Raw genomic sequence first — 25851 nt, 5'->3', positions numbered from 1 at the left:
TCGGTAATATTGGGATTTGAAGTATCGCGCGGCCCCGCCGCTCGCAAGCGCGGTTGAAAACGGGATTTCGGAAATCGTCGGCCGGCGGAACGCACGCGCGGGTCGTTCTCTGTGTCCGGACGCCTTTCTCCCGCCGCGTGACAGGCCCATATTGTCCCCATGCCGACGCCGAGAAAGCCCCGCGCTGCCGCCGCCTCGTCCTCGAAGGCCGACAAGCCGGTTCTGCAACCGCTCGACAGCCATCTGGCCGAGCTTCTGAATCCCGCGCTCAACCGCACCCGGCCGAAATCGCCGGATGTCGGTGGCGCGCGGCCGGGCAAGCCGCCCTCGCGGAAGAAGGGCGGGGCGGGCTTCGCGGAGGCGCCGCAGGCCGGCTTCACCGTGGGCGACGCGGCGGAGATCGACCCCAAGCTCGCCCAGGCCCTCGGCCTCGCGGCGCCGGAGGACGGCCCGGCGCCGGCGGGCGCGGCCGACATGGATCCCGTCGCCGATGGCGGCGCCTCGGCCACGATCACCGCGCTGGAACGGCTGCTCACCGAGGGCAACCCGCTCTTCAAAAATGGCGAGACCTGGACGCCCCATCGCCCCGAACGCCCGGCGAAGTCGGAGGGCGGCGTCAAATTCGTCCTGAAGTCAGAATTCTCCCCGGCGGGCGACCAGCCCACCGCCATCGCCAGCCTCGTCCAGGGGGTGCGCGAGCACGAGCGCGATCAGGTGCTGCTCGGCGTCACCGGCTCGGGCAAGACCTTCACCATGGCGAAGATCATCGAGGAGACGCAGCGCCCGGCGCTGATCCTCGCGCCGAACAAGACCCTGGCGGCGCAGCTCTACGGGGAGTTCAAGGCGTTCTTCCCGGAGAACGCGGTCGAGTATTTCGTCTCGTACTACGATTACTACCAGCCGGAAGCCTACGTCCCGCGCTCGGACACGTTCATCGAGAAGGAATCCTCGATCAACGAGCAGATCGACCGGATGCGCCACTCGGCCACCCGCGCCCTGCTGGAGCGGGACGACGTCATCATCGTCGCCTCGGTCTCGTGCATCTACGGTATCGGCTCGGTCGAGACCTACACCGCGATGTCGTTCACGGTGTCGCTCGGCGAGCGGATCGAGCAGCGCCAGCTGGGCGCCGACCTCGTGGCCCTTCAATACAAGCGCATCCAGTCTGACTTCGCCCGCGGCACCTTCCGGGTGCGCGGCGACGTGATCGAACTCTGGCCCGCCCACTTGGAGGATCGCGGCTGGCGGATCGGCCTGTTCGGCGACGAGATCGAATCCATCGTGGAATTCGATCCCCTTACCGGCAAGAAGATCAGCGACCTCAAGTTCGTGAAGGTCTACGCGAACTCGCACTACGTGACGCCGCGCCCGACGCTGCAGCAGGCGATCAAGGGCATCAAGACCGAGCTGAACGGCCGGATCGAGGAGCTGACCAAGATGGGTCGTCTGATCGAGGCACAGCGCATCGACCAGCGCTGCACCTTCGACATCGAGATGATCGAGGCCACCGGCTCCTGCAACGGCATCGAGAACTACTCCCGCTACCTCACCGGGCGGAAGCCCGGCGAGCCGCCGCCGACCCTGTTCGAATACCTGCCGGACAACGCCCTCGTCTTCACCGACGAGAGCCACGTCACCGTCCCGCAGATCGGCGGCATGTACCGGGGTGACTTCCGCCGGAAGGCGACGCTGGCCGAGTACGGCTTCCGCCTGCCCTCCTGCCTCGACAACCGCCCGCTGCGGTTCGAGGAATGGGATGCGATGCGCCCGCAATCGGTCCACGTCTCGGCGACGCCGGGCAAGTGGGAGATGGAGCAGACCGGCGGCGTCTTCGCGGAGCAGGTGATCCGCCCCACCGGCCTCGTGGACCCGGTGATCGAGATCCGCCCCGCCCGCAGCCAGGTCGACGACCTCCTCGGCGAGGTGAAGGCCGTCGCCCAGGCCGGCTACCGGACCCTGGTGACGACCCTGACCAAACGCATGGCGGAAGACCTCACCGAGTACCTGCACGAGAACAGCGTGCGGGTCCGCTACATGCACTCGGACATCGACACGCTGGAGCGCATCGAGATCATCCGCGACCTGCGCCTCGGCGCCTTCGACGTGCTGATCGGCATCAACCTGCTGCGCGAGGGGCTCGACATCCCGGAATGCGCCCTGGTCGCCATCCTCGATGCCGACAAGGAGGGCTTCCTGCGCTCGGAGACCTCCCTGGTGCAGACCATCGGCCGCGCGGCCCGCAACGCGGATGCCCGCTGCATCCTGTACGCGGACAACATCACCGGCTCGATGGAACGGGCCATGGCCGAGACCGAGCGCCGCCGCACGAAGCAGCTCGCCTACAACGAGGAGCACGGGATCACGCCGCAGAGCGTGAAGCGCGGCATCTCCGACATCCTCAACAGCGTCTACGAGCGCGACCACGTTCAGGTCGATACCGGGCTCGCCAAGGACGCGATCACGGTTGGCCACAACCTCAAGGCGGTGCTCGCCGACCTCGAAAAGCGTATGCGGGCCGCCGCGGCCGACCTCGATTTCGAGGAGGCCGCCCGCCTGCGCGACGAGCTCAAGCGCCTCCAGGCGACGGAGCTTCTCGTCTCGGACGACCCCATGGCCCGCCAGGGCGACGTGGAGCGCGAGGCCGGCCGCTACGGCACCAAGGGCCCGCGCGGGGGCAGCCGGATCAGCAAGCCCGATCTCGACAACATGGGCCCCGGCACCGACCGGGAGTTGCCGGCGGACACGCCCCTCTGGCAGGAGCGCCCGAAGCCGCGCTCGACGCAAGGACTCGGCGGCCAGCGGCCGAAGTACAAGGGTGGCGGCGGCCGCAAGCGCGGCTGAGCCGCCGCTGGCCGGCACCGGCCGATGCCCCATCTACCGGACCGCAACCCTCTCGCGGACGACACTCTCGCGCCATGACCGATCAAAAGCCCGAACTCGATTCCGACACCCTCGCCTTCGTCGGCCGGGTCTTCCAGTTCGCGCGGATGGGCCATGCGGAGGAACTGGCCACCCTGTTCGGGCAAGGCCTGCCGGCCAACCTGCGCAACGACAAGGGCGACAGCCTGCTGATGCTCGCGGCCTATAACGGCCAGCACGAGGCGACGCGGGTGATCCTCGAAGCGGGCGGTGATCCCGAACTCGCCAACGACCGGGGCCAGACGCCCCTGGCCGGAGCCGCCTTCAAGGGTGATCTCGCCATGGCCGAACTCCTCCTCGCGCACAGGGCGCAGGTGGACGGGGTCGGCGACGGCACCCGCACGGCGCTGATGACGGCGGCGATGTTCGACCGCACGGAGATGGTCGATCTCCTCCTCGCCCACGGCGCAAACCCGGACCTGCGCGACGCCTCCGGCCAGAGCGCCGCCGACATGGCACGGGCGATGGGCGCGCAGGCCACGCCGGACCAGCTCGACCGGGCGGCGCGAAAGGCGGGATGAACCCGCTCTGAAACAACAACACGACAACGAGGGAAACGCCGTGCCGAAAGCGATCAAACTGTCGGGCGTGCTGTTCGCCCTCGCCCTGCCCGCCCATGCCGCCGAGACGGACTGGCCGGCATTCGGGCACGACCACAGCAATCGCAACTTCTCGGAACTGACGCAGATCGACCGGGGCAACGTCGCGAAACTGCGCCCCGCCTGGATGTTCCAGACCGGCGTGACCGGCTACTTCCAGGCGCAGCCCATCATGGTCGATGGCATGCTCTATCTCTCGACCACGCAGAACAATGTCGCCGCCCTGGATGCCAAGACGGGTAAGGTGGCGTGGACCTATCTGCACAAGCCGCGCACCGACAAGATCTTCGGCCCGCCCTCGAACCGGGGCGTCGCCGTGGCGAACGGGCTCGTCTACGAGGCGACGATGGACGGGCGGCTCGTCGCCCTCGACGCCAAGACCGGCAAGGTGGTGTGGGACAAGGAAGCGGTCCGCCCGGAGGAGGGCGAGACCGAGACGGCCTCCGGCCTGACGGACAAGCTCGGCGGCAAGCCGGTGCAGGGATCGAGCCGGCTCGGCTTCAAGATGCCGCCGCTGGTGGCCGAGGGGCTGGTGATCGTCGGCGTGACGGGCGCGGGCTATGGCCTCCATGTCGAGGACCCCACGGGCGGGCTCGACGGCGGCGCGGTCGTGGGCATCGAGGGCGGCTATGGCCGCCGAGGCTGGCTCGCCGCCTACGATGCCAAGACCGGCGAGGAGCGCTGGCGCTGGTACGTCACCGCCTCCGAGGGCTGGGAGGGGGGCTTCGTCGACAGGACCGCCGACGGCGTTCCCCTGCACCGGGACATCGCCGCCGAGAAGGCGGCGGCGCCCGCCAACCGCGAGGCATGGCGGGTCGGCGGCGGCTCCCTCTGGATGACGCCGGCCTACGACCCCGCCCTCGGGCTGCTGTTCCTCGGCACGGGCAACCCGGCGCCGCAGAATTTCGGCCTCACCCGGCCGGGCGACAATCTCTACACGATGTGCCTCGTCGCCCTCGACGTTCATACGGGGACGCTGCGCTGGTACTTCCAGCAGGTACCGCACGACGAATGGGGCTACGACGTCGCCGCGCCGCCGTTCCTGCTCGATGGGCCGAACGGCACCAAGGCCGTCGCCTCCGCCAGCAAGACCGGCTGGATCTACGTCCACGACCGGACGAGCGGAAAACTCCTCGAACGCTCGGAGCCGCTGCTCGACCAGAAGAACCTGTTCGTCCCGCCGAGCCCGGAGGGCACCGTCGTGGCGCCGGGGCCCCTCGGGGCGGTGTCGTGGCCACCCACCGCCTATGACGGTAACCTCGCCTACGTGCAGGTCCGCCACGGGGCGACGACCTACACGGTGAACGCCGTCCCCGCCGGGCCGGGGCGCCCGGAGATCCGCTTCACCGAGACGAGCGTCGCCAAGGGCGAGCCGTCGTTCAGCACGCTCACCGCCGTCGACCTGAACGGCGGCGGCAAGATCGCGTGGTCGGTGAAGTCCGGCAGCCGTCTGTCCGGCGGCACCCTCGCCACGGCGGGCGGGCTCGTCTTCTCGGGCGAGGAGGACGGCCATCTCGACGCGCACGACGCCGCCACCGGCAAGGTGCTGTGGCGCTTCCAGTGCGGCGCCGGCATCAGCGGTCCGGCCATGACCTACGCCATCGACGGACGGCAATACGTCGCCGTGGCGGCGGGCGGCGCGTCCTACACGCAATCGGCCGGGTTCGGCACGGGCGACGCCCTCGTGGTGTTCACCCTGCCGGAATAGGACCTCACGCGCCAACGCGAACGGCTGTGGCGGGCTGCGCGCGGGAGGGGCGGGCGCTGCGCAGGATACGGCGCCGGGCCGGCTCCTCCACCAGCAGGTGCGCCAGCGTCGCCGCCACGAGGCTCGTGAGGCTGGCGAGGCCGAACCCGAACCAGGGATGGCCCGCGAGCCAGCCGTGCAGCACGACCTTGTCGACGGTGTTCAGCATCGCGAAGACCGGGATGTGCAGCAGGTAGAGGGCGAAGGAGATCTTGCCCAGGAACACCAGCGGCCGGGAGCAGAGCGGCCCCCGCCGCATGGCGGCACAGGCCAGGATCAACGGAGCCCAGGCGAGCATCGTGATGCCGTTGTGCAGGATCGGGTCCGGAACGTAGCCGTTGCCGACGACGATCAGCGCCTCGAACCCGGCCGCCGCCGCGAGGAGGAGCGGGCCCGGCAGGCGCGCATGGCGCCACACCACATAGAGCAGCAGCCCCGCGATGAACTCCGGCAGGTGCAGGAGCGGAAAGTACTTCACGAACTCCGCCAGCATTATCGGCCGCATGCCGCCGGCCTCGGGCGCGATCAGCGAGACACCGCCGCTCGACGCCTGCCAGACGGAGGTCGCCAGCGCGGCGACGGCGACCCAGAAGGCGAGGGTGGCGAGCGCGACCCGCTTGGGATTGCGCAGAACCAGCGGCAGCAGGATTGGGAACAGGGCGTAGAAGAAGAACTCCACCGAGACGGACCAGCTCGGGCAATTGAGCGAGCAGGCCGCCCCCGGCACCCAGGCGTGGATTCCGAGGGGCGCGAGCAATGCGCCGGAGGCCATGAGCGCCTTCAACGGCATCGGCTGCTTGACCACCCAGGCGAGGAACCACGGAACGTGGATCACGAGGGCCAGCAGGAAGAGAGGGTACACCCGCGCGAACCGCGCCCGGTAGAACAGCGCGCGGGCCTGCGGCTGGCCGAGATCCGCATCGCGGTAATTGTAGGCGAGGATGAAGCCCGAGAGCAGGAAGAAGAACGTGACGCCCGAATACCCGAGCCCGATGAAACCGCCGTCACTCACGTTCGGGAAGTAGTATGGCGTATAGTGGAACGCTACGACATAGGCCGCCGCGAAAAACCGCAGGGCTGTAAGGGCGGGAAGCGCCTCGACCTTCGGGTGGATAGCGATGGCAGGCGTCGAGCGCGAATCGAACATGGTGGAATCGTCCGGATTGCACCGCTGACCGGACGTTTCCGCCCGCTGATCCCGGCACTTCAGCGAGCTTAGCAAGCTCGCGCTACGCGTTGATCTAAAATTTTCTTCTAAATGCCGCTAGCCACACTTATCGAAAATTAGCCCTACCGGCGGGTGCTTACACGATCACCGGGCGGACGGTGAGCATCCGCAAGCCGGCGATGGCCATGACGATCATGCCGAAGGCCGGCGTGTTCGGATTGAACAGGATCGTCTCCAACGACGCCGAGAGCAGCACCATCTGCCACAACCGCAGGAAGAGTTCGGCGGACGGATCGGTGGGCCCGTGGGGGAGCCGGTAGAGGAAGTCCCGCGTCGGCAGGGCGATGAAGACGATCAGGGTCAGCACGAAGCCCGGCAGCCCCATGGCGAGGGCGGCGTCGAGGAACGAATTGTGCGCCTGGGTCGCCATCTGCACCCAGTTCGAATCCGGGTTCACCACGGAGGCGTAGACCGTCCGCTCCGTCAGCCAGAAGGAGCCGAAGCCGAAGCCGGTCAGCGGCTTGTCGGCGATGTTGGCGATGGCGAACGTCCAGATCTCGTTGCGCGCCGTGAAGGTGGCGTCGGGGAGGACGACGTCGAGGATGGCGCGCACCGGCGGCAGCACGATGGAGCCGATGGTGATGGTCATCAGGACCATGACCGGACCGACGAGCAGGACCAAGCGCGCCATGCGGGACCGGAGGATGCCGCAGAGCCAGGAGAGGCCGAGCACCATCACCAGGGTGATCATCGGCGTCTTCGATCCGCTGCCGATCAGGAAGATTCCGGCGGAGACGACCATGGTCCAGCCGAGCCAGCGGTTGCGGACGGCGGCGATGAACAGGCCGAAGATGACGAGGATCGTCATCGCCATACCGGCCTCGTTCTTGTGCGAGAAGATCCCGCGCCAGAGCCCGTCATGGCCGATCTCGCCCGTCAGGTCGAAATGCGAGTGAATCGTCAGAGCGGGGACGAGCACGAGGCCGAGATAGCTGGAGACCAGCACCGTGAACCCGGCCATCGCGAAGGCGTCGGCCAATTGCCGCGCCGAACGGGCGACGGCCAGAAGGCTCACGGCGAGGAAGGCGGCGATGCCGTAGAGGGCGAGGCGGCGCAGGGACAGGAGCGGGTCGCTCGCGAGCAGCGACGTCGTCAGCAGCCAGACCCCGAACAGGAGCACGGGCTTCGTCGCCATCGGCCGCAGGCGCTGCAGGCCGAGATGCCAGACCAGCGGGATGCCGACGAGGATCATCGACCCGAACAGGAGCTGCGTGGCGAGGCTCCCGCCCTCGACCTCGCCGAGGGGCGTGGGGGCGCTGAGATCCGTGAACCACGCGTGGTTCAGCAGGGCCACGAGCACGAAGACCATGTAGGACAGGCGCACGACATCCGGCAGGTCGCGGGCGCGGCCCGCGGCCGGATGGCTCGCGGAGAAGACGGTCTCGGTCGCCGTGCTCACAGGTCAGACTCGCCGATGCCGACGGGAGATTAATCCGCCGGGAGGCTCACACCTTAGCGCGGCGGGCTCTCATCAAAAGCTAACGCCTTCGCGATCGGCCCGATAATCTTTCGTTAGGGTTGAAGTTTCACGGTCAAGGCCGGATCGGTCATCGTATACTGCGTCCGCCCCGCCGCCTGCCGCATCAGGAAGGACGACATCTCGGCCAATTCCGGCGCCTTCGAGCGGAAGGTGACGGAGAGGGCGAGCACCGTGTCCTTGTGGTCGAGGCCGCGATAGACCCGTTCCTGAACCGGCACGTTGGCGGCGCGCAGGCGCGCGGCCAGCGCGGCCGTGTGGCGCGGCAGGACGGTGGTGTCTTCGTCGCCCGTGGCGAGGAAGGCCGGCGGCGAGAGCGGGCCGGCGAAGGTCATCGGCTGCGTCTGGGCAAGGTCGGCGGCCTGCCCGAAGACCTTGCGGGTGGTGTCGGTGTCGAGGGGCAGGAAGTCGTAGGGGCCCGACAGGCCAGCGACCGCGCGGATCACCTTCGGATCGACCCCGGCGCCTTCGAGGTAGCGCGGGTCGAGGGCCAGCATCACGGCGTTGTAGGCGCCCGCCGAATGGCCGGCGAGGACGATCCGGCGCGGGTCGCCGCCATAGGTCGCGATGTTGTCGCGCACCCAGGCGACGGCGGCGGCGCCGTCGTTGAGGAAGTCGGGGAAGCGCGCCTGCGGGTAGAGCCGGTAATCCGGCAGCACCGTCACGAAGCCCTGCGCGGCCAGGGCTTGGCCGACGAAGGCGTAATCGTCCTTCGAGCCGCTGTCCCAGGAGCCGCCGTAGAAGAACACGAGGACCGGGGCGGACTCAGCCGCCGCCACAGGCACGTAGACGTCGAGCGTGTGGCGGGCGCCCTTGCCGAACACCCTGTCCCGCGCCGCCAGCCGGCCGCCGGAATCCCGGGGGCCGATCGCGTCGAAGAGCGAGAGGGGGGACGCGTTGGAGATGCCCAGGGCCGCGAGCCCCAGGCAGATCAGGCTGGCAAAGGCGGTGAGGAGTCGTGTCATATCCCGTCCGGTTGCGCCGTTCCTCGCGAAGAATCACCCGCCTCGGGGCAGTTTGATGACGCAGGCGTGGCGCTGAGAAAATATTTCACGTCCGCAGCACGAAACAGGCGCCCCCCACGCGGCGGATCTTGCCGCACAGATTGTCCGCCGCCTGCCGCGTCTCGGCGGGGATGCGGATGCGGTAGAAGGCGCGCGTCCCCCGGTTGCGCAGACGCGTGCCGATGATCATCGGGCGCACCTCGCCGATCACCCCGGCATAGGTGCTGCGCGCCCGCGAGAAGCTCTGGAGTGCCAGGGCCTTCGAGAAATTGCCCGCGAGCTGGATGCCCCAGGGTGCGGCCGGGCCCTCCGTGCCGCCCAGCGCGAAGCGGTCGCCGCGGCTGGGCACCCGCAGGGCGGCGGTGACTTGCAGGCAGGTCTGCGGCTTCTCCGGCTCGGCCGCCTTCGGTGCCGGCGCACCACCCTCGGGAAATTCGATCTTGCCGCCGGCCGGAATGCGCCATTCCTCCGGCGAGCGGCCGGTGATGGAGAGCACGTAGGCGCGGGTCTCGGCCGGAAGCCCGCCGCTGCCCGAGAGCCAGTTGCTCACCCGCGTCGGGCCGCCATTGTAGGCTGCCGCCGCGAGGCCGAGATTGCCGAACTGCCGCTTCAGGTCGGCAAGCAGATGCGCCGCGTGCGGAATGGCCTGTTCCGGGTCGAACGGATCGAGCAGCCCGCGCTCCTTCGCCGTGCCGGGCATGAATTGCGCGATGCCCTGCGCCCCGGCCGGGCTCACGACGCCGACGCGGAAGCTCGATTCTCGCCAGATCAGGCGGGTGAGGAAGGCGACGGGAAGGTCCCGCGTCTTCGCGGAATCGTCGATCAGCCGGCAGAGCGCCTGCTCGACGGTCTCCGTCGCGCCCTCGGACGGGACGGCGCACACGGGTAGGGCCGAGCCGATCAGGAGCTGGAGGGCCAAGCCGACGCGGAGCGCCGGGGACACGGGGCGGGGCAGGGGAATCACGCTCTCCGACAGCAGCCCGCGATCCGGGTGACGGGGCCGCAACTAGAGCCGGCTTTCCCCCGATCAATGCAAGTCGGTCGCGGCGGCCGGCACTGTGACGCGGGAGCGTCCGCGCTATAAGGCGTCCATGCCGGATCCGCAGACGCCGCTCCTGTCCGTCGAGAACCTGTCGGTCGTCTTCCGCTCGCGGGACGGCGACACGAAGGCCGTCGACGGCATCGATTTCCAGATCGCCCGGGGCGAGACCCTGGCGCTCGTGGGGGAGTCGGGCTCCGGCAAATCGGTCTCGGCACTGGCGGTGCTGCGCCTCCTCGATCCGGCGGCCGTGCAGGGCGGGCGCATCCTGTTCAAGGGGCGTGACCTCGCCGCCCTGCCCGAGCGCGACATGCGCGAGGTGCGCGGCGCCGACATCACCATGGTCTTCCAGGAGCCCATGACCTCGCTGAACCCGCTCCACACGATCGAGCGGCAGATCGGCGAGGTGCTGGGCCTCCACACCCGCCTGACCGGCAAGGCGGCGAAGGCGCGGATCCTCGAACTGCTCGAACTCGTCGGCCTGCGGGATGCCGCGTCGCGGATGAGCGCCTATCCGCACGAGCTTTCCGGCGGCCAGCGCCAGCGGGTGATGATCGCGATGGCGCTCGCCTGCGAGCCCGACCTGCTGGTGGCCGACGAGCCGACCACCGCCCTCGACGTGACGGTCCAGGCGCAGATCCTTGCCCTCCTCGCCGATTTGCAGAAGCGGCTGGGCATGGCGATGCTGTTCATCACCCACGATCTCGGGATCGTGCAGCGCATCGCCGACCGGGTCTGCGTGATGCTCAAGGGGCGGATCGTGGAGGCGGGGGAGACCGGCGCGGTCTTCCGCGCGCCGCAGCACGAATACACGCAGCGGCTCATCGCCTCCGAGCCGAAGGGCCGGGCGAACCCCGTCGCGCCCGATGCGCCGATGCTCATGGAGGCGGGGCCGCTCAAGGTGTGGTTCCCGCTGAAATCCGGGTTCCTGCGGCGGACAAGCGGCTACGTGAAGGCGGTCGACGGCGTGTCCGTGAAGGTCCGCGCCGGGGAGACCGTGGGCGTGGTCGGCGAGTCCGGCTCCGGCAAGACGACGCTCGGCCTCGCGATCCTGCGGCTCACCGCCTCCGAGGGCCCGGTCGTGTTCCTCGGCCAGCGGATCGACGGCTATTCCGTGAGCCAGATGAGGCCCTTGCGGCGGGACATGCAGGTCGTCTTCCAGGATCCCTACGGCTCACTCTCGCCGCGTATGCCGGTGGCCGACATCGTGGCCGAGGGGCTGGTGGTGCAAGGCGCCGTGCGCAACCGCGCCGAGCGCCGGGCGGTGGTCGCCAAGGCGCTCCACGATGTGGGCCTCGATCCGGCGACCATGGACCGCTACCCGCACGAGTTCTCCGGCGGCCAGCGGCAGCGCATCGCCATCGCCCGCGCCATCGTGCTCGGGCCGAAATTCGTGGTGCTGGATGAGCCGACCTCCGCCCTCGACCGCTCCGTCCAGGCGCAGATCGTGACCCTGCTGCGGGACCTCCAGCGGGAGCGCGGCCTCGCCTACCTGTTCATCAGCCACGACCTGAAGGTGGTGCGTGCGCTCGCGAACCATGTGGTGGTGATGCAGAACGGGCAGGTGGTGGAAGAGGGCGCGGCCGAGGCGATCTTCGCCAACCCGCGCACGGACTACACGCGCACCCTGTTCAAGGCCGCCTTCGCCCTCGACAGCGATGCGCCGACCGAGATGGAGCCCGCCTAGACCGTGGCGCGCGCCCTGCTCATCGTCCTCGATTCCGTCGGGATCGGCGGCGCCCCGGATGCTGCCGCCTATGGCGACACGGGCTCCGACACCCTCGGCCACATCGCGCAGGCCTGCGCCGAGGGGCGCGGCGACCGGCCGGGCCTGCGGGCCGGGCCGCTGCGGCTTCCCCATCTCGCCGCCCTCGGCCTCGGCCTCGCCGCGCGGGGCGCCACGGGGGCGATGCCGCCGGGCCTCGACCCATCGGGTGAGCCGGAAGGGCTCTACGGCCACGGCGTCGAGACCGCCGCCGGGAAGGATACGCCCTCCGGCCATTGGGAGATCGCCGGCCTGCCCCTGCCCGAGCCCTGGGGCACCTTCCCCGATGCGAGACCCGCCTTTCCGGCAGACCTGACCGACGCCCTCGTGGCGCAGGGCGGCGTACCCGGCCTCCTCGGCGATTGCCACGCCTCCGGCATCAGCATCATCGAAGAACTCGGCGCCGAGCATGTGCGGACCGGCAAGCCGATCTGCTACACCTCGGCCGACAGCGTGTTCCAGATCGCGGCGCACGAGGAGAGCTTCGGGCTCGAACGGCTCTACGACCTCTGCCGCACGGCGCGGGCGCTCTGCGATCCGTACCGGATCTGCCGGATCATCGCCCGGCCCTTCGTCGGCTCGGCGGAAGCCGGCTTCCGTCGCACCGCACACCGCAAGGACTTCGCCGTGACGCCCCCCGGCCCGACGCTCCTCGATCGGGCGGAGGCGGCGGGCCGCGAGGTGGTGAGCGTCGGCAAGATCGGGGACATCTTCGCCCACCGCGCCACCGGCCGCGAGGTGAAGCCCGGCGCCAATGCCGCCTGCCTGGACGCCGGGCTCGCCGCCCTGCGCGATTTGGCCGAGGGCGGGCTCGTCTTCGTCAACCTCGTGGATTTCGACACCGAGCACGGCCACCGCCGGGACGTGCCGGGCTACGCCGCCGAACTCGAAGCCTTCGACGCCAGCGTGTCCGCGATCCGCGCGGCCCTGCGGCCGGGCGATGTGGCGATCATCACCGCCGACCATGGCAACGACCCGACCTGGACAGGCACCGACCATACCCGCGAGCAGGTGCCGATCCTCGCCTTCGGCCCCGGCCTCGCGGGCGGCCCCATCGGCCGGCGCGACAGCCTCTCCGACATCGCCGCCTCCCTGGCCCGCCATCTCGGCCTTCCGGCTGTCGGCGCGGGCAAGCCCTTCCTGTAGGAGCGTTTCATGTGGGACGACGACACGCCGCGCAAAACGCCGACGCACGAGATCGGCCAGCCCCTCGACGCTCTCTCGCTCTCGGATCTCGATGAGCGGATCGCGCTGCTGCGCGCCGAGATCGCCCGTATCGAGGCCGCCCGGGCCGCCAAGGAGGCGGCGCAATCGTCGGCCGATTCCTTCTTCAAGCGGGGTTGAGATGGACCGCACGGCCACGTTGGCAGCCCTGCGCCGGGGCGATCTCGCGGGCGCGCGCGAGGTCCGCCTGCCCGATGGGCTGACGGAGTTCCCGGCAGAACTGTTCGGGCTGGCCGACACCCTGGAAGTGCTCGATCTCGGGCGCGGACGCTACACCCTGCCGGAGGATCTCGGCCGCTTCCGCGCCCTGCGGGCCCTGTTCTGCTCCGGTACGCCCTTCGCCCGCCTGCCGCCGGCCCTCGGCGGGTGCGAGGCGCTGAGCCAGATGGGTTTCCGGGGCTGCGGTATCGCCGAGGTGCCGGCCGAAGCCCTGCCGCCGCAACTGCGCTGGCTCACCCTCACCGACAATTGCATCGCCTCCCTGCCGGAGGAGCTTGGGCGCCGCCCGCGCCTGCAGAAGCTGATGCTCTCCGGCAATGCCCTCGATCGCCTGCCGGAGAGTCTGGCCGGGCATCGGACCCTCGAACTCGTCCGCTTCGCCAGCAACCGCTTCGAGCGGCTTCCGCCCTGGCTCGCGCAGATGCCGGCCCTGGCCTGGATGTCCTATTCCGGCAACCCCGCCGAGCCGGCGAGCCCGCCCGCGCAGGCGCCCCTCGTCCCCTGGGCGGACCTCACCGTGGGGCCGCTCCTGGGGGAGGGCAGTTCCGGCTGGGTCCACCGCGCGACGTGGCACGGCGAGGTCGCGCTGAAGCTGTTCAAAGGCGCCATGGGCAGCGACGGCCTGCCCGAACGGGAGATCGCGGCCTGCCTCGCGGCGGGAGACCATCCGGCGGTGATCGGCGCGCTGGGCGGCGTCACCGGCCACCCCGAGGGCACGCCGGGCCTGTTGCTGCGGCTCGTGCCGGCGGAATGGCCGGTGCTCGCCGGGCCGCCGAGCCTCGCGAGTTGCAGCCGCGACGTCTACGATCCGGCGCTCCGGCTCGGCGAGGAGGCCGTGCGGCGCCTCGCGGGCGGCATCGCCTCGGCCCTGGCGCATCTGCACGGGCGGCGGCTGATGCACGGGGACCTCTACGGCCACAACATCCTCTGGGACGGTCGCGACGGCGCGGCGGTGCTGGGCGATTTCGGCGCGGCCTCGACCCTGCCCGAGGGCGAGGCTGGACGGGCCCTCGCCCGGATCGAGACCCGCGCTTTCGGCATCCTCCTCGACGAGCTTCTGGCCCTCTGCGCCGAGGCGCCCGACAACCTCCGCGAACTCGCGCGGACCTGCACGCAGGCCGACCCGGCCACGCGGCCTGCCATGGCGGACGTCGCCGCGACCCTGCGGTGAAGGCGTCACGGGTTCATCCGCTCTGCGTCAAAACCTCGCCGATCTTTACCCCTTTTCCTCCTCGCCGGTTGGCCCGAGAAGGCTGGCCGAGCGAAAGGGACCGATGGCGGCGCGACGGACGATAGCGGTCTGGGGGATGTACGGCGCGCTGATCGCGGGCGGCGGCGAGGCGGGGGCGATCGAGGCGAAGCCGGAGCCCGTCGTGCCGGCGGCCAAAGTGACCCTCGGGATGCTGAGCGTGAAACCCCTCGGGGTCGATCTCCCCTGGGATCCGCGCATCTGCATCGGGTGCGAGCCCGGCAACGGTCCGGCGCAGGGTTGGCGCCGCCGGCACCGCCGCCGCTAAACGCTCCGAACCCTAGCGCGGGGGTGCCGCGTCGATGGCCGGCAATTCGCCCGGCGGCAGGGCAGGTCCGCCGGCCTGGACCTGGATCGTCGTCCCCGTCCCACGGGCGCGGTTGGCCAGCGCCACGGTCAGGCGCTCGGCCGCTTCCGGTTGCATCACGGCCAGGATCTCGGCCATCTTGCGCGGGTTCATCGCCACCACGAGGGGCACGAGCACGTCGTGGCTGAGGCGGTCGAAGACCCGCGCGGCGTCCTTCGGCTTCATCGTCTCGTACATGGTGACGATGCTCTTGAGGCCCTGCTTCTCGGCCTCGTCCTTCGCCTTGGCGGCGGCATCGACCTTGTCCTCGGCCTTCTTCAGGTCGCCGATGCCGGTCTCGACCTTCCTCTCGGCCTCATCGAGCATCTTCTCGCGCAGGTCGAGCTCGTCGCTGCGCTGCTTGAGGACGTTGCGGCGGGCGCCGAGCTTTTCGAGGAGCGCCTTCTCGCTGGGCGACGCCTGATCCTGCGCCGGGGCTTGCGCCTCGGGCGGCTCGGCGGCGGACTTCGGCTCTTCCTTCTTCGGCTCGACAGAGCCGGTGGTCTCCGGGTCGGGGATCTCGTAGCCGGTGCGCGCCTTGGCAATGGCCCGCGCGAAGGCGGGCAGGCTCGCCTCCGGTATCCCGGCCTGCGAAAGCGTCAGCAGCTTCAGCACCAGCAGCGTCCCCGCCGCGATCGCGACGGCATCGACCAGCCGGAGCTTCAGCGGGCGCACCGGCTTCAGCCGCGAGCGCCGCAGGGCGGTCTGCGGCTTGGCCGCGACCTTGGTGCCGGCCTTCACCGGGACGGCCGGTTCCGGTTTCTTCGTGGGCGTGGGGCGGGGGCTCATCAGGCGGCGCGGGCACGGACGCGGGCGAGGGCCCGCTCGGTCATGGCGAGGGCGGCGGCGGCGGCGGCGCCGAGGCGCTCGCCGTTCGGGCCTTCCGCGACCGGGGTGGGAACGGGCCGGGCGGGCGCCTCGGCCGTCGGCTCGGCCCGCACCTCGACGGGGCGCGGGGCGGCCGGCGCGTTGCGCGCGCCGGAGACGATGGCGGCGATGCGGCTCAGCACGGCCTCCCCCGCCTCGACGCCGCCCGCCAGCGTCGCGGTGCAGGCCTGCGCCGCCTGGATGCGGTCGGCGAGGGTGCGGTCGCACTCGTCCAGGGCGCCGCGCAGGCCGGTGATGGCGCGCTCGGCATTGTGGGTCGCCACCATCAGGTCGCCGATGGTGGAGCGCAACGCCGCCTCGTCGCCCTTCATCTGGCCGATCCGCTTGGACAGGCGCACGGAGGAGACGATGGTGGCGGCCAGCAGCACGGCGACGAGCAGGTCGGCGAAGAGGGTGACGAAGAGACTCATGGCGGCCTACCCGTCCGTGTGGTTGTTCATGGAGGCCTCGTAGGCCTGGAGCGTGGTGCGGGAGCGCCGCAGGGGGCGCGTCACCTGCACCGCGATGTTGCCGTCCACCCGGCCGATCCGCCCCTGCGTCAGCGCCCAGTCGCCGCAGCGCACGGTGACGAGGTCGGAGGGCTTGGCATCGAACATCAGCGTGTCGCCGACGCGCAGCCGCATCACCCGCTTCAGCGGCAGCATCATCTCGTGCAGCACCGCCTCCATGGCGACGTCCGCCTGCCAGATCTCGGTGGCGAGGTGGCCCTCCCACACCTGATCGCGGCCGAGCTTCTCGCCCATGAAGCTTTGGGTGAGGAGTTCGCGGATCGGCTCCAGCGTGGCGTAGGGGAACAGGATCTGCATCCGCCCGCCGCGCCCGTCGACGTCGAGGCGCAGGCCGATGAGGATCGCCGCGTTGCCCGGCCGGGTGATGGTGGCGAAGCGCGGGTTGGTTTCGATCCGGTCGATGAGGAAGCTCACCGGCGAGAGCGGCTGGAAGGACAGCTGCAGATCCGCGAGGATGATCTCCACGAGGCGCCGCACCAACGTCATCTCGATGGCGGTAAAGGGCCGCCCGTCGAGGCGGCTCGACGAGCCGCCGCGCTTGCCGCCGAGCAGCAGGTCGAAGGTCGCGTAGGCGAGGTTGGTGTCGACGGTGACGAGGCCGGAATTCTCCCACGGGTCGGCCTTGAACACGCCGAGCAGGGTCGGCAGCGGGATGGCGTTCACATAGTCGCCGAACCGCACCGACGTGATGTTGTCGAGCGTCACCTCCACGTTGTCCTGGAACAGGTTGCGCAGCGAGGTCGACAGCAACCGGATCATCCGGTCGAAGACGATCTCCAGCATCGGGAGGCGTTCGTACTGGACGACGCCCGAATCGACGATGGCGCGCACGCCCCCGGCCCCGGAGGCCGAGAGTTCGCGCATGGAGAAGCCCAGGACGCCGTCGATCTCTTCCTGGTTCAGGATGCGATCGTTGCCGGCGAGTTCGGGGAGGTTGTCGCTCTCCCCGTCCTCGATCATCGTCGCCCATTCGGCGGCGACGTCGCTGGCGTTGCGGGTGGTGCCCTGTTCGGCGAGGGCCGCGCCCCATTCCTCGGCGAGCGACGCGTCGCCGCCCTCGGCGCCCTGCTCAAGCAGCGCGGCCGACCAATCGTCCTCCTCGACCTGATCCTCCGGTTCCATCACCGCCTCACTGGATGATCAGGTCCTTGAACAGCACCGCGTCGACCTTGGCCGGGTACACGGCGACGTTCACGCGCTTCAGAAGCTCCTCGCGCAGGCGATAGACGCCCACCGACCCGGCGAGGTCGCTGGCGCGGATCTCGCGCATGTACATCTGCAGCGTGTCCTCGATGCGCGGGGCGAGGGACTTCACCTCCTCTTCCAGCTTGGGATCCTTCATCTCCAGGCTCACGCGCAGCTTGGCGAACTTGCCCTTGTCCTGGCCGGCATCGGGGCTGAGGTTGATGATCATCTCGCGAAGCTCGATGAAGGCGACCTGCTTCTTCGCCTCGGCACCGCCGCCGTGACCACCATGGCCGCCGTCGCCATGCGAGGAGGCCTGCGCGGCGCCGTCGCCGTCCTTGGCCTCGCCACCACCGCCCTTCATCAGGAAGAAGCCCGCGCCGCCGCCCACCACCACGAGCAGGGCGGCGGCCGCGATGATGATGAGCTTCTTCTTGCTCTTCGGGGCCGCGTCGGCGCCGCCCTCACCCGGTTCGGCGCTCGCCTTCTTGGGCTTCTTGGCCATGGGGCCGTCACTCGCGAAGCTGATTGGAGGATCGTCCCGGTCAGATATCGGCAGATGCGGTTAACGCGCCGTTAAGGAGGCAATTTCTGCCGGGCCGGCTTTGCCGCCAGGACTGTTCATCAAGGTACCCGACCGATAGCCGTGCTGAACAAGTGATTGCATGAACTGATCAAATTGCCCCGGCCCGGACTGGCACGGGAGGTGCTGATTGTCCTGTCGCCCCGGTCGTTCGTGGGCGCCAGAGTTCACGATGCAGAATGCCCTCTTCGTCGGCGTGTCGAGCCAGGTCGCGCTTCAGCGCGAGCTCGACGTGATCGCCAACAACATGGCGAACGTCTCGACCACCGGCTTCAAGGGCCGCAACAGCCGCTTTCAGGAATACCTGATGCCGACGGCGCGGGCCGACAGCTTCACTCCGCCCGACCGGCGCATCTCCTACGTGATCGACCAGGGCACGACCCTCAACGTCGATCAGGGCCCGGTGGAGCAGACCGGCAACCCCCTCGACATCGCCGTGAAGGGCCCGGCCTTCATCGCGGTGCAGACCCCGGCCGGCGAGCGCTACACCCGCAACGGCGCCCTCACGGTCAACGCGCAGGGCCAGCTCGTGACGAGCGACGGCTTCGCGGTGGCGGGCGAGGGCGGGCCGATCGCCGTCAACCCGCAGGAGACCGGCCTCTCCATCGGCACGGACGGCACGGTCTCCACCAATCTCGGCATCCGGGGCCGGATCAAGCTCGTGACCTTCGCCAACCCCGGCAACCTCGTGAACGAGGGGGCGAACCTCTTCTCGTCCACCGCCCCGGGCCGGCCAGCCGGCCTCGACGGGCGGCTCGAATCCGGCGCCCTGGAGCGCTCGAACGTCAGCCCCGTCCTCGAAATGACCCGGCTGATGGACGTGAACCGCTCCTACGCCCTCGTGACCAGCATGATCTCGCGCATGGACGAGCTTCGCGGCTCGGCCATCTCCAAACTCGCCAACGTGGCCTGAGGTAGATTCCGATGCGCGCGCTCTACTCTGCCGCCACCGGCATGGCGGCCCAGGAACTCAACGTTCAGGTCATCTCGAACAACATCGCGAACCTGCGCACCACCGGCTACAAGCGCCAGCAGGTGCACTTCCAGGATCTGCTCTACCAGAACATCCGCCGGGCCGGCTCCTCGACCTCCGAGCAGAACACCCAGCTTCCCGCGGGCCTCGCCCTCGGCTCGGGCGTGAAGACCACCTCGACCGCCCGGGTGATGTCGCAAGGCACGCTCAGCTCCACGGAGAAGGATTACGACGTCGCGATCCGCGGCGAGGGCTTCTTCCGCGTTACCCTGCCGGACGGCCGCACCGCCTACAGCCGTGACGGCTCCTTCGACCTGTCTGCCTCGGGCCAGCTCGTCACCCGCGACGGCTACCTCGTGGACCCGGCGATCACGGTGCCGAACACCGCGACCTCGGTGACGATCAGCGCCACCGGCGCCGTGCAGGCGACCCTGCCGGGCCAGACCGCGCCGCAGGCGCTGGGGCAGTTCCAGCTGTCGCGCTTCGTCAACAAGGTCGGCCTCGAATCCATCGGCGACAACCTGTTCGTCGAGACCGCCGCCTCCGGCCCCGCGATCAGCGGCCTGCCCGGCGCGGAGGGCTTCGGCAACCTGCAGCAGAGCTATCTCGAAGAGGCGAACGTCAACGCCGTCACCGAGATCTCGTCGCTGATCGCGGCCCAGCGCGCCTACGAGATGAACTCGAAGGTCGTGACCGCCGCCGACCAGATGCTCTCCACCACGTCCCAGATGTTCCGCGGCTGATGGCCGGCACGGGTTTCTTCGCCATGATCGACCCGCACTTCGCCCCCCACGACGACCTCGCCGAGGTGGTCCTGAGCCCGATCACGCAGCCGCGCCGGCCGCGCGCGCCCCTGCCCGCGCCGGGTATGCTGATCCGCGCCGCCCTCGCCCTCGTCCTCTTCGTCATCCTCGGCGCCGTGGCGGTGCCGGCCATGGCCGAGACTGCCGCCCCGCGTTTGCGCGGCGACGTCACCGCCAAGACCGACATCCTGACGCTCGGCGACCTCGTGGAGAACGTGCCGCCGGCGCTGGCCGACCGCCCGCTGTTCCGCGCCCCGGCCCTGGGCTCGACGGGCACCATCCAGTCCCGCCGCATCACGGACGCCGCCACCGGCCTCGGCCTCGGCCCGGTGGAGACCGGCGGCCGGCTGCAGATCGCCGTGCAGCGCGCCGCGCGCCGCGTCGGCCCCGCCGAGATCGAGGTGGCGCTGAAGCGCGGCCTGGAGACCGGCTTCGGCCTGGAGACCAACCTGATGACGATCCGCCTCGACGGCGAGGCGCCGTCCATGCTCGCCCCCCTCGACCTCGCCGGGCAGGCCACCGCCATCGACATGGTCTACGACCAGCGCTCGCACCGGGTCTCGGCCCTGGTGAGCCTCGGCGACCGGCAGGCCTCGCTGCGGGTCTCCGGCGTGGTGGTGGAGATGCGAGAGGTGGCGGTGCTCGCCCGCGGCCTCAACCGCGGCGAGCCGATCCGCGAGGGCGACCTCGTGCTGGAGAAGCGCCCGCGCGACGGCGTCGGCACCGACGTGCAGTCCAGCGTCACCGCCGCCCTCGGCGAGGTGGCGCAGCGCAGCCTGCCCGCCGGCACCGTCCTGCGCGAGGGCGACACCGCCAAGCCCGACCTCGTGGCGCGCGGAGAGACCGTGACCATCGTTTATTCGACCCCCGGCATCAGCCTGTCGATGCGCGGCCTGGCCAACGACGCCGGCCGGATGGGCGCCGTCGTGAACGTGGTTAACGTTGCCTCAAAGAAGGTGCTGCAGGCTACGGTCATCGGCCCCGGCCGCGTGTCCGTCGGCCCCGGCGGCGGCCCGCAGCTCCAGGCCAGCGCCGCCACGACAGCCCTGCGCTGATCGCCCCTTCCGCGTCGAGGAGTTCCGCCGATGCGCCTGATCGCCCGTCTCACCACGCTCGCGCTGCCGCTAGCGCTCGGCGCCTGCAACACGGCCGACCGCCTCGCCAACATCGGCGCGACGCCGGCCCTGTCCGCGATCCAGGACCCGACGTCCCAGCCCGGCTACAAGCCGGTGCGGATGCCGATGCCCGACGTGCAACCGGTCTCCTATGCGCCGAACTCCCTGTGGCGCACGGGCTCGCGGGCCTTCTTCAAGGATCAGCGCGCGGCCAAGGTCGGCGACCTGCTGACGGTCAACGTCGTCGTGACCGACAAGGCGAACATCAGCAACGAGACCAAGCGCTCCCGCGCCAACACCGAGAGCTTCGGCCTGCCGAACGCGGTGGGCCTGGAAAACACGACTCTCGGCAAGGCGACGGGCGTCGGCAACAGCGCGCTCCTCAGCGCGACCTCCGCCACCGCCAACGACGGCGCGGGCTCCGTCCAGCGCGCCGAGACGGTGACGACCAACGTTGCGGCCGTGGTCACGCAGGTGCTGCCGAACGGCAACCTCGTGGTCGAGGGCAAGCAGGAGATCCGTATCAACTTCGAGGTACGCGAACTCATCGTGGCCGGCGTAGTGCGGCCGGAGGACATCGCCGCCGACAACACCATCGATTCCACCAAGATCGCCGAGTCCCGCATCGCCTATGGCGGACGCGGCCAGATCACGGACGTGCAGCAGCCGCGCTACGGCCAGCAGCTCGTGGACATCATCCTGCCGTTCTGAGGCCGGACCCGCCGCCTAGCCCGCCTCTTCCGGCTCGGGACCCCGCGTGGCGTCGAGGCCGTTGCCCGTACCGGGGAGGGGGCCGGTCTTCACCGGGGCTCCGGTGCGGGCCGATTCGTAGATCGCCTCCATCAGGATCTGGTCCTGAAGCCCCTCCTCGCCGGGGGTGTGCGGCTTCAGGTTCTCCTGGATGCAGCGGGAGAAGTGGTCGATCTCCAGGGCGAACTGGTTCTTGTGCGCCAGGATCTTCTCGTCCCGCGCCTCGCTCTTCCCCTCGGCCCGGCCGACGAACAGCCGTTGTCCGCGATAGGCGAAGGCGTTCTGCAGGTCGAAGGCCCCGGCCTGCGTATGCACCGTCAGCGCGCGGGACTCGTGCACGCCGTAGCTCGCGATGCACTGGGCGATCGTGCCGGAGGGGAAACGGAGGGTGAAGGTGATCGTCTCCTCGACCTCCTTGAACTTCGGATCGTCGGGTGGCGAATAGGCGATCCCCTGCACCGACTCGGGCTCCTCGCCGAGAAGCGCCCGCGTGCCGTTGAGGCAGTAGAGCCCGATATCGGGGAGCGAGCCGCCCCCCGCGAGGGCCTTCTTCAGGCGCCATTGCTCGGGCAGGCCCGTGGTCTGGCCGTTGAACGCCTGGATCAGCCGCGCCTTGCCGAGGCTTCCGCCGCGCACCGCCTTGGTGAGCGCCCGGTTGAACGGCTCGTACTGGCAGCGATAGGCGATCATCAGCTTCGTGCCGGCCTTGGCGCAGGCCTCGATCATCTCCCGGCATTCCGGGGACGAGACCGCCATCGGCTTTTCGCAGAGGACGTGCTTGCCCGCGCCGGACGCCGCCACGACGTTGTCCCGGTGCACGGCGTTCGGCGTCACGACGTAGACCGCCTGCACCTGCTTGTTCTGCTTGAGCCGGTCCCACTCGTTGTAGCCGTAGACCGCATCCTCGGGCAGGCCGTGCTGGCGGGCCACGAGCTTCGCCTTCTCCGGGCTTCCCGACATCAATGCCACGAGACGCGAGCGCTTGGTCTCGCCGAAGGCCGGCAGGATCTCATCGAGGGTGAGGCGTCCGAGGCCGACCACGCAATAGCCGACCCGCTGATCCGGCGGCTGCGGCGCCGGGCTCGGCGGGGGCGTGGGGTCGCCGGAGCCGCGCCAGTTGGGGAAGAGGACGCGGTTGCCCTGCACGGCGCCGGTATCGGCGGGGACGGACGGGCCGGGGGTCGCCGCCTGGGCGTTGGCCCCGCCGAGGGCCGCGCCGGCCAGGGCGCCGCCTGCTGCGAGGAGGCTGCGCCGGGAAAAGCGTTCGTCGTCCGCCATGGGGCTCCGCTCGTCGGATGGAGCTTCGGGAACCCGGCGCGGCGAGGCGGGGTTCCGGCCCGCGACGGATGCCCTCAGTGCACCGCGTCGCCCGGCCCGACGACCAGGACCGCCTGCAACCGCGCGATCTCGGCGTCGCGGGCCTTCAGCGCCTTCCGGTTCGCGAGGGTCCCGTCATCCGCCTCGAATTGCACGCCCACCGCGTCGCCGTCGCGCCATACGATCCGGCCGAGGCGGCTTTCGCCCCGGATCGGCACCCGCAGCGTCACCCGTTCGGGCAGGATCGCCGTGCACGCGAGGCGCAGCCGCGCGCCGGTCAGCGACACGTCGCGCACCGTGCAGGCGATCTCCGGGAGGAAAGCCGCCGTCTCGATGAAGCCCCCGAGCAGGACCCGGCGGCGGGATTCGTCTCTCCGTTCCAACATCACCAGGCCCTCCTCACGAGTCCGTGAGCACTGGTAACGGTTTCTTCACGATCTGGCTGCGCGTGCCGATGAACAACGTGAGGTCATGCTTAATGGGAGGGCGGGCCAGTCGGCGGATCGTTGACCTCGACCTCGCCGCGCTGCTGCAATTGCAGGGCGACGAACCAGCACAGCGAGGCCCAGGCGGCGCCGACGCACCAGCCGGCTACGACATCGCTCGGCCAGTGCACGCCGAGATAGATCCGGCTGATCCCGACGAGCAGCGTGATGCTCACGCCGAGGGACAGGACGAGGGCCTTCACCCGGCGGTTGCGATCCACCCGCGCCATCAGGATCGCCAGGGTGAGATAGGCGATGGCCGACATCATCGCGTGCCCGCTGGGGAAGCTCGCGGTGAACACCTCCATCCCGTGCGGGACGAGATCGGGCCGGGGCCGGTGGTAGAACAGCTTCAGCACCGTCGAGACCAGTTCGCCGCCGCCCACCGCCCCCACGACGTAGAGCGCGATCCGCCGCCGGTTCGACAGGGCGAGGTAGGCCGCCACGGCGGCGGTGACGAACACCACCGTGAAGACGCTGCCGAGCCCGGTGATGTCGCGCATGGTCTCTTCGAGCCAGCGCGGCCCGATGGGGTCGGACAGATCGTTGGGGTTGCGCAGGGCCAGCAGGATGCGGCGGTCGAGGGCTTCGGTCGAACCCTCGCCGACCTCGTGAGCGAGGGCGAAGAAGCCGTAGCCGAGGGTGCTCAGGCACAGCAGCGCGACGAGCGGCCCGACCTCGTTGAGGCGCAGCCAGAACCACACGGCCGTGGCGCGACCGGTGATCGGGTTCTGCGCCAGCGTTCTCGGCACCCTCATCGCCCGTGTCTCCCGCCGCCCATCATGCGTTCTCCCCGAACGGGATGCGCGCCACCCTGTCCCATGGGCCGCCGAGGTAGCGCCAGAGCATCACGGCCGGCGCCGTGAACCGGAACGGCGCGAAGCCCGCTTCGAGGGCGGCGTGGAGGGCGCGGGCGGTTTCGGGCGAGACCTTGTTCTGCACGGTGACGTGCGCACGCCAGCCCTGGCGGTCCTGCGCGGTGAGCCACGGCTCGAACTCGCGGGCGAGCCGCCCCCGGAACGTATCCAGCGCCTCCGATTGCAGGACGTAGGCGACGCCCCGGCCGGTGAAGCGCAGGCCCGTCACCGCCACCTCGGGCGGCGGAACGGTGCGGGCGAGGGCGGTGATCGCCTCCAGCACGCCGCGCTCCCTGTCCCCCGGCAGATGATGGAACAGCGTCGCGTGCGCGGGGATGTGGTTCAGCTTCTCCGGGAAGTGACGGCGGCGCTCGCCGTCGAACCGGGTGAAGGTGTCCTCGTCGAAGGCGAGGGTGAGGATGAGGGGAGGCGGCTCTTGCATCATTCGCGAGATGGCGCGCCCGGTGCTCAGGTCCAGTAGAGAACCCGCGCGCCGGGTAGGGTGCGGGCGATCTCCTCGGTGATCGCCAAACGCATTGCGTCCATCTGCGGCTTCGGCAGCACATATTTCACCGTGCCGAACTTCGTGAACTTGCGCGTGCGTTCGGCCTCGTCCAGCGGCAGGTCCGAGCCGGGATACCAGCCCTGCAGCACCTCCTTCGAGCCGGGCGTGAAGCGGTGGGTGATGAGTTCCGTGGTGAGGTCGAGGTCCGGCACGCCGGAGAGGGCGTCCGCCGCGTCGCGGATCAGGCCGGCATAGGTCTCCTGCCAGTCCGGGATCGGCAGGATCGGCGCGATGGTCAGCCCCACGGGATAGCCGGCCATGGCCACCTGCCGCAGGGCGTCGAGGCGGGCATCGAGGGGATCCGTCCCGCCCTCGTAGCGGGCGGCGCCGCGCGCGTTCACTGAGAAGCGGATGCGGGTGCGCCGCCCATGGTCGAGGCCGAGCAGCGGCGCGACGGCGGCGAACTTCGTCGTGAAACGTAGCTGCACGGGCGCGTCCCACGCGCCGAACCGTTCGATGGCCGCCGAGAGCGAGCCCGTCAGGTGCTCGATGGCCAGGGGATCGGTGTAGCAGGACGCCTCGAAGGTCGTGCCTTCGCCCGCCCGCGCCTCCGAGGCGGAGGTGACGTTGCCGCGCCCGAGATACGAATCGAGGTTTCCCAGGATGTCGCCGAGATTGGCATAGGCCCGCGTGACCGGCGGGCCGGAGAGCGACCCGGCGAGGTAGCAATACTGGCAATGGGCCGGGCAGCCCTCCGCGAGGTCGAAACGCCAGTCGGCCGAGGGCGGGATCGGCTGCAACCGCAGCTTGGTCGGCGGGGCGACGGTGATTGCGAGAGTCGTTTTCGCGTCGGTATAGGCCCGGCGCGGGTCGGCCTGGCGGGGCAGGCTCAGCCGGTTGGCGGCGAGCCGTTCCACCGGCAGCCCCATCGCCTCGATCCGCGCGACCATCGCCCGGCCATGGGCGTGGTCGAGGGCGGCGGGCGTCACCACCACCCGGCGCGGACGCCACAGGCGCGGCGCGCGGGCGCGGCGTGCCTCGGGGGGCGGGGATGCGACGGCCATG

The 25851-nt window shown here is 70.2% G+C and carries 25 protein-coding genes; 12 read left to right on the top strand and 13 right to left on the bottom strand.

The window, feature by feature from the left end; translation table 11 throughout:
* Positions 1-159 precede the first annotated feature (159 nt).
* The 3 genes from uvrB (at position 160) to ACXJ1Y_RS10055 (ending at position 5226) form a co-directional block, all read left to right on the top strand.
* Positions 160-2841 (top strand): excinuclease ABC subunit UvrB, encoded by a 2682-nt coding sequence (gene uvrB / locus ACXJ1Y_RS10065; protein WP_463849874.1) that lies wholly within the window; start codon positions 160-162, stop codon positions 2839-2841.
* A gap of 74 nt (positions 2842-2915) precedes the next feature.
* Positions 2916-3440 carry an ankyrin repeat domain-containing protein gene (locus tag ACXJ1Y_RS10060; protein WP_463849873.1) on the top strand — a complete coding sequence of 175 codons (525 nt, stop codon included), beginning with the start codon at positions 2916-2918 and terminating at the stop codon, positions 3438-3440.
* A gap of 52 nt (positions 3441-3492) precedes the next feature.
* Positions 3493-5226, top strand: a complete 1734-nt coding sequence (locus tag ACXJ1Y_RS10055; protein ID WP_463850084.1) for a pyrroloquinoline quinone-dependent dehydrogenase — start codon at positions 3493-3495, stop codon at positions 5224-5226.
* Positions 5227-5230: 4 nt separating this feature from the next.
* Here ACXJ1Y_RS10055 and ACXJ1Y_RS10050 read toward each other — a convergent pair whose 3' ends face one another.
* From ACXJ1Y_RS10050 to ACXJ1Y_RS10035, 4 genes are all read right to left on the bottom strand, one after another.
* Entirely contained in the window at positions 5231-6412 is a 1182-nt protein-coding gene (locus ACXJ1Y_RS10050; protein WP_463849872.1) for an acyltransferase family protein, read from the bottom strand.
* Positions 6413-6569: 157 nt separating this feature from the next.
* Positions 6570-7892, bottom strand: coding sequence for an O-antigen ligase family protein (locus tag ACXJ1Y_RS10045; protein ID WP_463849871.1), 1323 nt, complete (start codon positions 7890-7892; stop codon positions 6570-6572).
* A gap of 113 nt (positions 7893-8005) precedes the next feature.
* Positions 8006-8935, bottom strand: a complete 930-nt coding sequence (locus ACXJ1Y_RS10040; RefSeq protein WP_463849870.1) for an alpha/beta hydrolase — start codon at positions 8933-8935, stop codon at positions 8006-8008.
* Positions 8936-9020: 85 nt separating this feature from the next.
* Positions 9021-9938 (bottom strand): lytic transglycosylase domain-containing protein, encoded by a 918-nt coding sequence (locus tag ACXJ1Y_RS10035; protein ID WP_463849869.1) that lies wholly within the window; start codon positions 9936-9938, stop codon positions 9021-9023.
* Positions 9939-10065: 127 nt separating this feature from the next.
* On the opposite strand from ACXJ1Y_RS10035, the gene ACXJ1Y_RS10030 reads away from it, so the two are divergent.
* The 5 genes from ACXJ1Y_RS10030 (at position 10066) to ACXJ1Y_RS10010 (ending at position 14738) form a co-directional block, all read left to right on the top strand.
* Positions 10066-11700, top strand: a complete 1635-nt coding sequence (locus tag ACXJ1Y_RS10030; RefSeq protein ID WP_463849868.1) for an ABC transporter ATP-binding protein — start codon at positions 10066-10068, stop codon at positions 11698-11700.
* Positions 11701-11703: 3 nt separating this feature from the next.
* Complete coding sequence (locus tag ACXJ1Y_RS10025) at positions 11704-12924, top strand: phosphopentomutase (protein ID WP_463849867.1); 1221 nt, start codon at positions 11704-11706, stop codon at positions 12922-12924.
* 9 nt (positions 12925-12933) lie between these two features.
* On the top strand, positions 12934-13122 hold the full coding sequence (locus tag ACXJ1Y_RS10020) for a DUF1192 domain-containing protein (RefSeq protein WP_463849866.1): 189 nt from the start codon (positions 12934-12936) through the stop codon (positions 13120-13122).
* 1 nt (position 13123) lies between these two features.
* Positions 13124-14392: a leucine-rich repeat-containing protein kinase family protein gene (locus tag ACXJ1Y_RS10015; protein WP_463849865.1), complete on the top strand. Its 1269-nt coding sequence runs from the start codon at positions 13124-13126 to the stop codon at positions 14390-14392.
* Positions 14393-14495: 103 nt separating this feature from the next.
* Complete coding sequence (locus ACXJ1Y_RS10010) at positions 14496-14738, top strand: hypothetical protein (protein ID WP_463849864.1); 243 nt, start codon at positions 14496-14498, stop codon at positions 14736-14738.
* A 12-nt stretch (positions 14739-14750) separates the two neighbouring features.
* Here ACXJ1Y_RS10010 and ACXJ1Y_RS10005 read toward each other — a convergent pair whose 3' ends face one another.
* The 4 genes from ACXJ1Y_RS10005 to fliL are packed head-to-tail and all read right to left on the bottom strand — an operon-like array spanning position 14751 to position 17903.
* Entirely contained in the window at positions 14751-15605 is an 855-nt protein-coding gene (locus ACXJ1Y_RS10005) for a MotE family protein (RefSeq protein WP_463849863.1), read from the bottom strand.
* Positions 15605-16114 carry a DUF6468 domain-containing protein gene (locus tag ACXJ1Y_RS10000; protein WP_463849862.1) on the bottom strand — a complete coding sequence of 170 codons (510 nt, stop codon included), beginning with the start codon at positions 16112-16114 and terminating at the stop codon, positions 15605-15607. Before ACXJ1Y_RS10000 ends, ACXJ1Y_RS10005 begins: the two co-directional genes overlap by 1 nt.
* A gap of 6 nt (positions 16115-16120) precedes the next feature.
* The gene (gene fliM, locus ACXJ1Y_RS09995; RefSeq protein WP_463849861.1) at positions 16121-17335 is read right to left on the bottom strand and encodes a flagellar motor switch protein FliM; all 1215 of its coding nucleotides are present in this window, start codon (positions 17333-17335) and stop codon (positions 16121-16123) included.
* A gap of 7 nt (positions 17336-17342) precedes the next feature.
* Positions 17343-17903 carry a flagellar basal body-associated protein FliL gene (gene fliL, locus ACXJ1Y_RS09990; RefSeq protein WP_463849860.1) on the bottom strand — a complete coding sequence of 187 codons (561 nt, stop codon included), beginning with the start codon at positions 17901-17903 and terminating at the stop codon, positions 17343-17345.
* A gap of 250 nt (positions 17904-18153) precedes the next feature.
* Here fliL and flgF point away from each other — a divergent pair, with 250 nt between their 5' ends.
* Genes flgF through flgH form a run of 4 tightly spaced genes read left to right on the top strand, consistent with a single transcriptional unit; the run spans position 18154 to position 21583 of the window.
* Positions 18154-18894 (top strand): flagellar basal-body rod protein FlgF, encoded by a 741-nt coding sequence (flgF, locus tag ACXJ1Y_RS09985; RefSeq protein WP_463849859.1) that lies wholly within the window; start codon positions 18154-18156, stop codon positions 18892-18894.
* 11 nt (positions 18895-18905) lie between these two features.
* Positions 18906-19697, top strand: a complete 792-nt coding sequence (gene flgG / locus ACXJ1Y_RS09980) for a flagellar basal-body rod protein FlgG (protein WP_342164799.1) — start codon at positions 18906-18908, stop codon at positions 19695-19697.
* Between the two features lie 23 nt (positions 19698-19720).
* Positions 19721-20812, top strand: a complete 1092-nt coding sequence (gene flgA, locus ACXJ1Y_RS09975; RefSeq protein WP_463850083.1) for a flagellar basal body P-ring formation chaperone FlgA — start codon at positions 19721-19723, stop codon at positions 20810-20812.
* Positions 20813-20842: 30 nt separating this feature from the next.
* Positions 20843-21583, top strand: coding sequence for a flagellar basal body L-ring protein FlgH (gene flgH, locus ACXJ1Y_RS09970; RefSeq protein WP_463849858.1), 741 nt, complete (start codon positions 20843-20845; stop codon positions 21581-21583).
* A gap of 15 nt (positions 21584-21598) precedes the next feature.
* Here the strand turns inward: flgH and ACXJ1Y_RS09965 are convergent, their stop codons facing one another.
* The 5 genes from ACXJ1Y_RS09965 to ACXJ1Y_RS09945 all read right to left on the bottom strand — a co-directional run bounded on the left by ACXJ1Y_RS09965 (position 21599) and on the right by ACXJ1Y_RS09945 (position 25850).
* A complete protein-coding gene (locus ACXJ1Y_RS09965) occupies positions 21599-22900 on the bottom strand; it encodes a Gfo/Idh/MocA family protein (protein ID WP_463849857.1) in 1302 nt (433 codons plus the stop codon).
* A 74-nt stretch (positions 22901-22974) separates the two neighbouring features.
* Positions 22975-23325 carry a PilZ domain-containing protein gene (locus tag ACXJ1Y_RS09960; protein WP_463849856.1) on the bottom strand — a complete coding sequence of 117 codons (351 nt, stop codon included), beginning with the start codon at positions 23323-23325 and terminating at the stop codon, positions 22975-22977.
* Between the two features lie 89 nt (positions 23326-23414).
* On the bottom strand, positions 23415-24182 hold the full coding sequence (locus ACXJ1Y_RS09955; protein ID WP_463849855.1) for a phosphatase PAP2 family protein: 768 nt from the start codon (positions 24180-24182) through the stop codon (positions 23415-23417).
* Positions 24183-24204: 22 nt separating this feature from the next.
* The gene (locus ACXJ1Y_RS09950; RefSeq protein ID WP_463850082.1) at positions 24205-24723 is read right to left on the bottom strand and encodes a 2'-5' RNA ligase family protein; all 519 of its coding nucleotides are present in this window, start codon (positions 24721-24723) and stop codon (positions 24205-24207) included.
* A 26-nt stretch (positions 24724-24749) separates the two neighbouring features.
* Positions 24750-25850, bottom strand: coding sequence for an SPL family radical SAM protein (locus ACXJ1Y_RS09945; RefSeq protein ID WP_463849854.1), 1101 nt, complete (start codon positions 25848-25850; stop codon positions 24750-24752).
* Position 25851: the final 1 nt, after the last annotated feature.

Source organism: Methylobacterium sp. TK26 (assembly GCF_055361565.1).
Note: the sequence above shows the minus strand (reverse complement) of the source record. Positions and strands in the feature narration are given on the sequence as shown.

Coding starts and splice junctions, on each gene's coding strand:
- ACXJ1Y_RS10005 (WP_463849863.1), bottom strand. CDS start 15,605: ATGAGCCCCCGCCCCACGCCCACGAAGAAACCGGAACCGGCCGTCCCG.
- ACXJ1Y_RS10050 (WP_463849872.1), bottom strand. CDS start 6,412: ATGTTCGATTCGCGCTCGACGCCTGCCATCGCTATCCACCCGAAGGTC.
- ACXJ1Y_RS10030 (WP_463849868.1), top strand. CDS start 10,066: ATGCCGGATCCGCAGACGCCGCTCCTGTCCGTCGAGAACCTGTCGGTC.
- ACXJ1Y_RS09950 (WP_463850082.1), bottom strand. CDS start 24,723: ATGCAAGAGCCGCCTCCCCTCATCCTCACCCTCGCCTTCGACGAGGAC.
- flgF (WP_463849859.1), top strand. CDS start 18,154: ATGCAGAATGCCCTCTTCGTCGGCGTGTCGAGCCAGGTCGCGCTTCAG.
- ACXJ1Y_RS10015 (WP_463849865.1), top strand. CDS start 13,124: ATGGACCGCACGGCCACGTTGGCAGCCCTGCGCCGGGGCGATCTCGCG.
- ACXJ1Y_RS10040 (WP_463849870.1), bottom strand. CDS start 8,935: ATGACACGACTCCTCACCGCCTTTGCCAGCCTGATCTGCCTGGGGCTC.
- ACXJ1Y_RS09955 (WP_463849855.1), bottom strand. CDS start 24,182: ATGAGGGTGCCGAGAACGCTGGCGCAGAACCCGATCACCGGTCGCGCC.
- ACXJ1Y_RS09945 (WP_463849854.1), bottom strand. CDS start 25,850: ATGGCCGTCGCATCCCCGCCCCCCGAGGCACGCCGCGCCCGCGCGCCG.
- ACXJ1Y_RS09965 (WP_463849857.1), bottom strand. CDS start 22,900: ATGGCGGACGACGAACGCTTTTCCCGGCGCAGCCTCCTCGCAGCAGGC.
- ACXJ1Y_RS10000 (WP_463849862.1), bottom strand. CDS start 16,114: ATGAGTCTCTTCGTCACCCTCTTCGCCGACCTGCTCGTCGCCGTGCTG.
- fliM (WP_463849861.1), bottom strand. CDS start 17,335: ATGGAACCGGAGGATCAGGTCGAGGAGGACGATTGGTCGGCCGCGCTG.
- uvrB (WP_463849874.1), top strand. CDS start 160: ATGCCGACGCCGAGAAAGCCCCGCGCTGCCGCCGCCTCGTCCTCGAAG.
- ACXJ1Y_RS10010 (WP_463849864.1), top strand. CDS start 14,496: ATGGCGGCGCGACGGACGATAGCGGTCTGGGGGATGTACGGCGCGCTG.
- ACXJ1Y_RS10060 (WP_463849873.1), top strand. CDS start 2,916: ATGACCGATCAAAAGCCCGAACTCGATTCCGACACCCTCGCCTTCGTC.
- flgA (WP_463850083.1), top strand. CDS start 19,721: ATGATCGACCCGCACTTCGCCCCCCACGACGACCTCGCCGAGGTGGTC.
- flgG (WP_342164799.1), top strand. CDS start 18,906: ATGCGCGCGCTCTACTCTGCCGCCACCGGCATGGCGGCCCAGGAACTC.
- flgH (WP_463849858.1), top strand. CDS start 20,843: ATGCGCCTGATCGCCCGTCTCACCACGCTCGCGCTGCCGCTAGCGCTC.
- ACXJ1Y_RS10020 (WP_463849866.1), top strand. CDS start 12,934: ATGTGGGACGACGACACGCCGCGCAAAACGCCGACGCACGAGATCGGC.
- ACXJ1Y_RS09960 (WP_463849856.1), bottom strand. CDS start 23,325: ATGTTGGAACGGAGAGACGAATCCCGCCGCCGGGTCCTGCTCGGGGGC.
- fliL (WP_463849860.1), bottom strand. CDS start 17,903: ATGGCCAAGAAGCCCAAGAAGGCGAGCGCCGAACCGGGTGAGGGCGGC.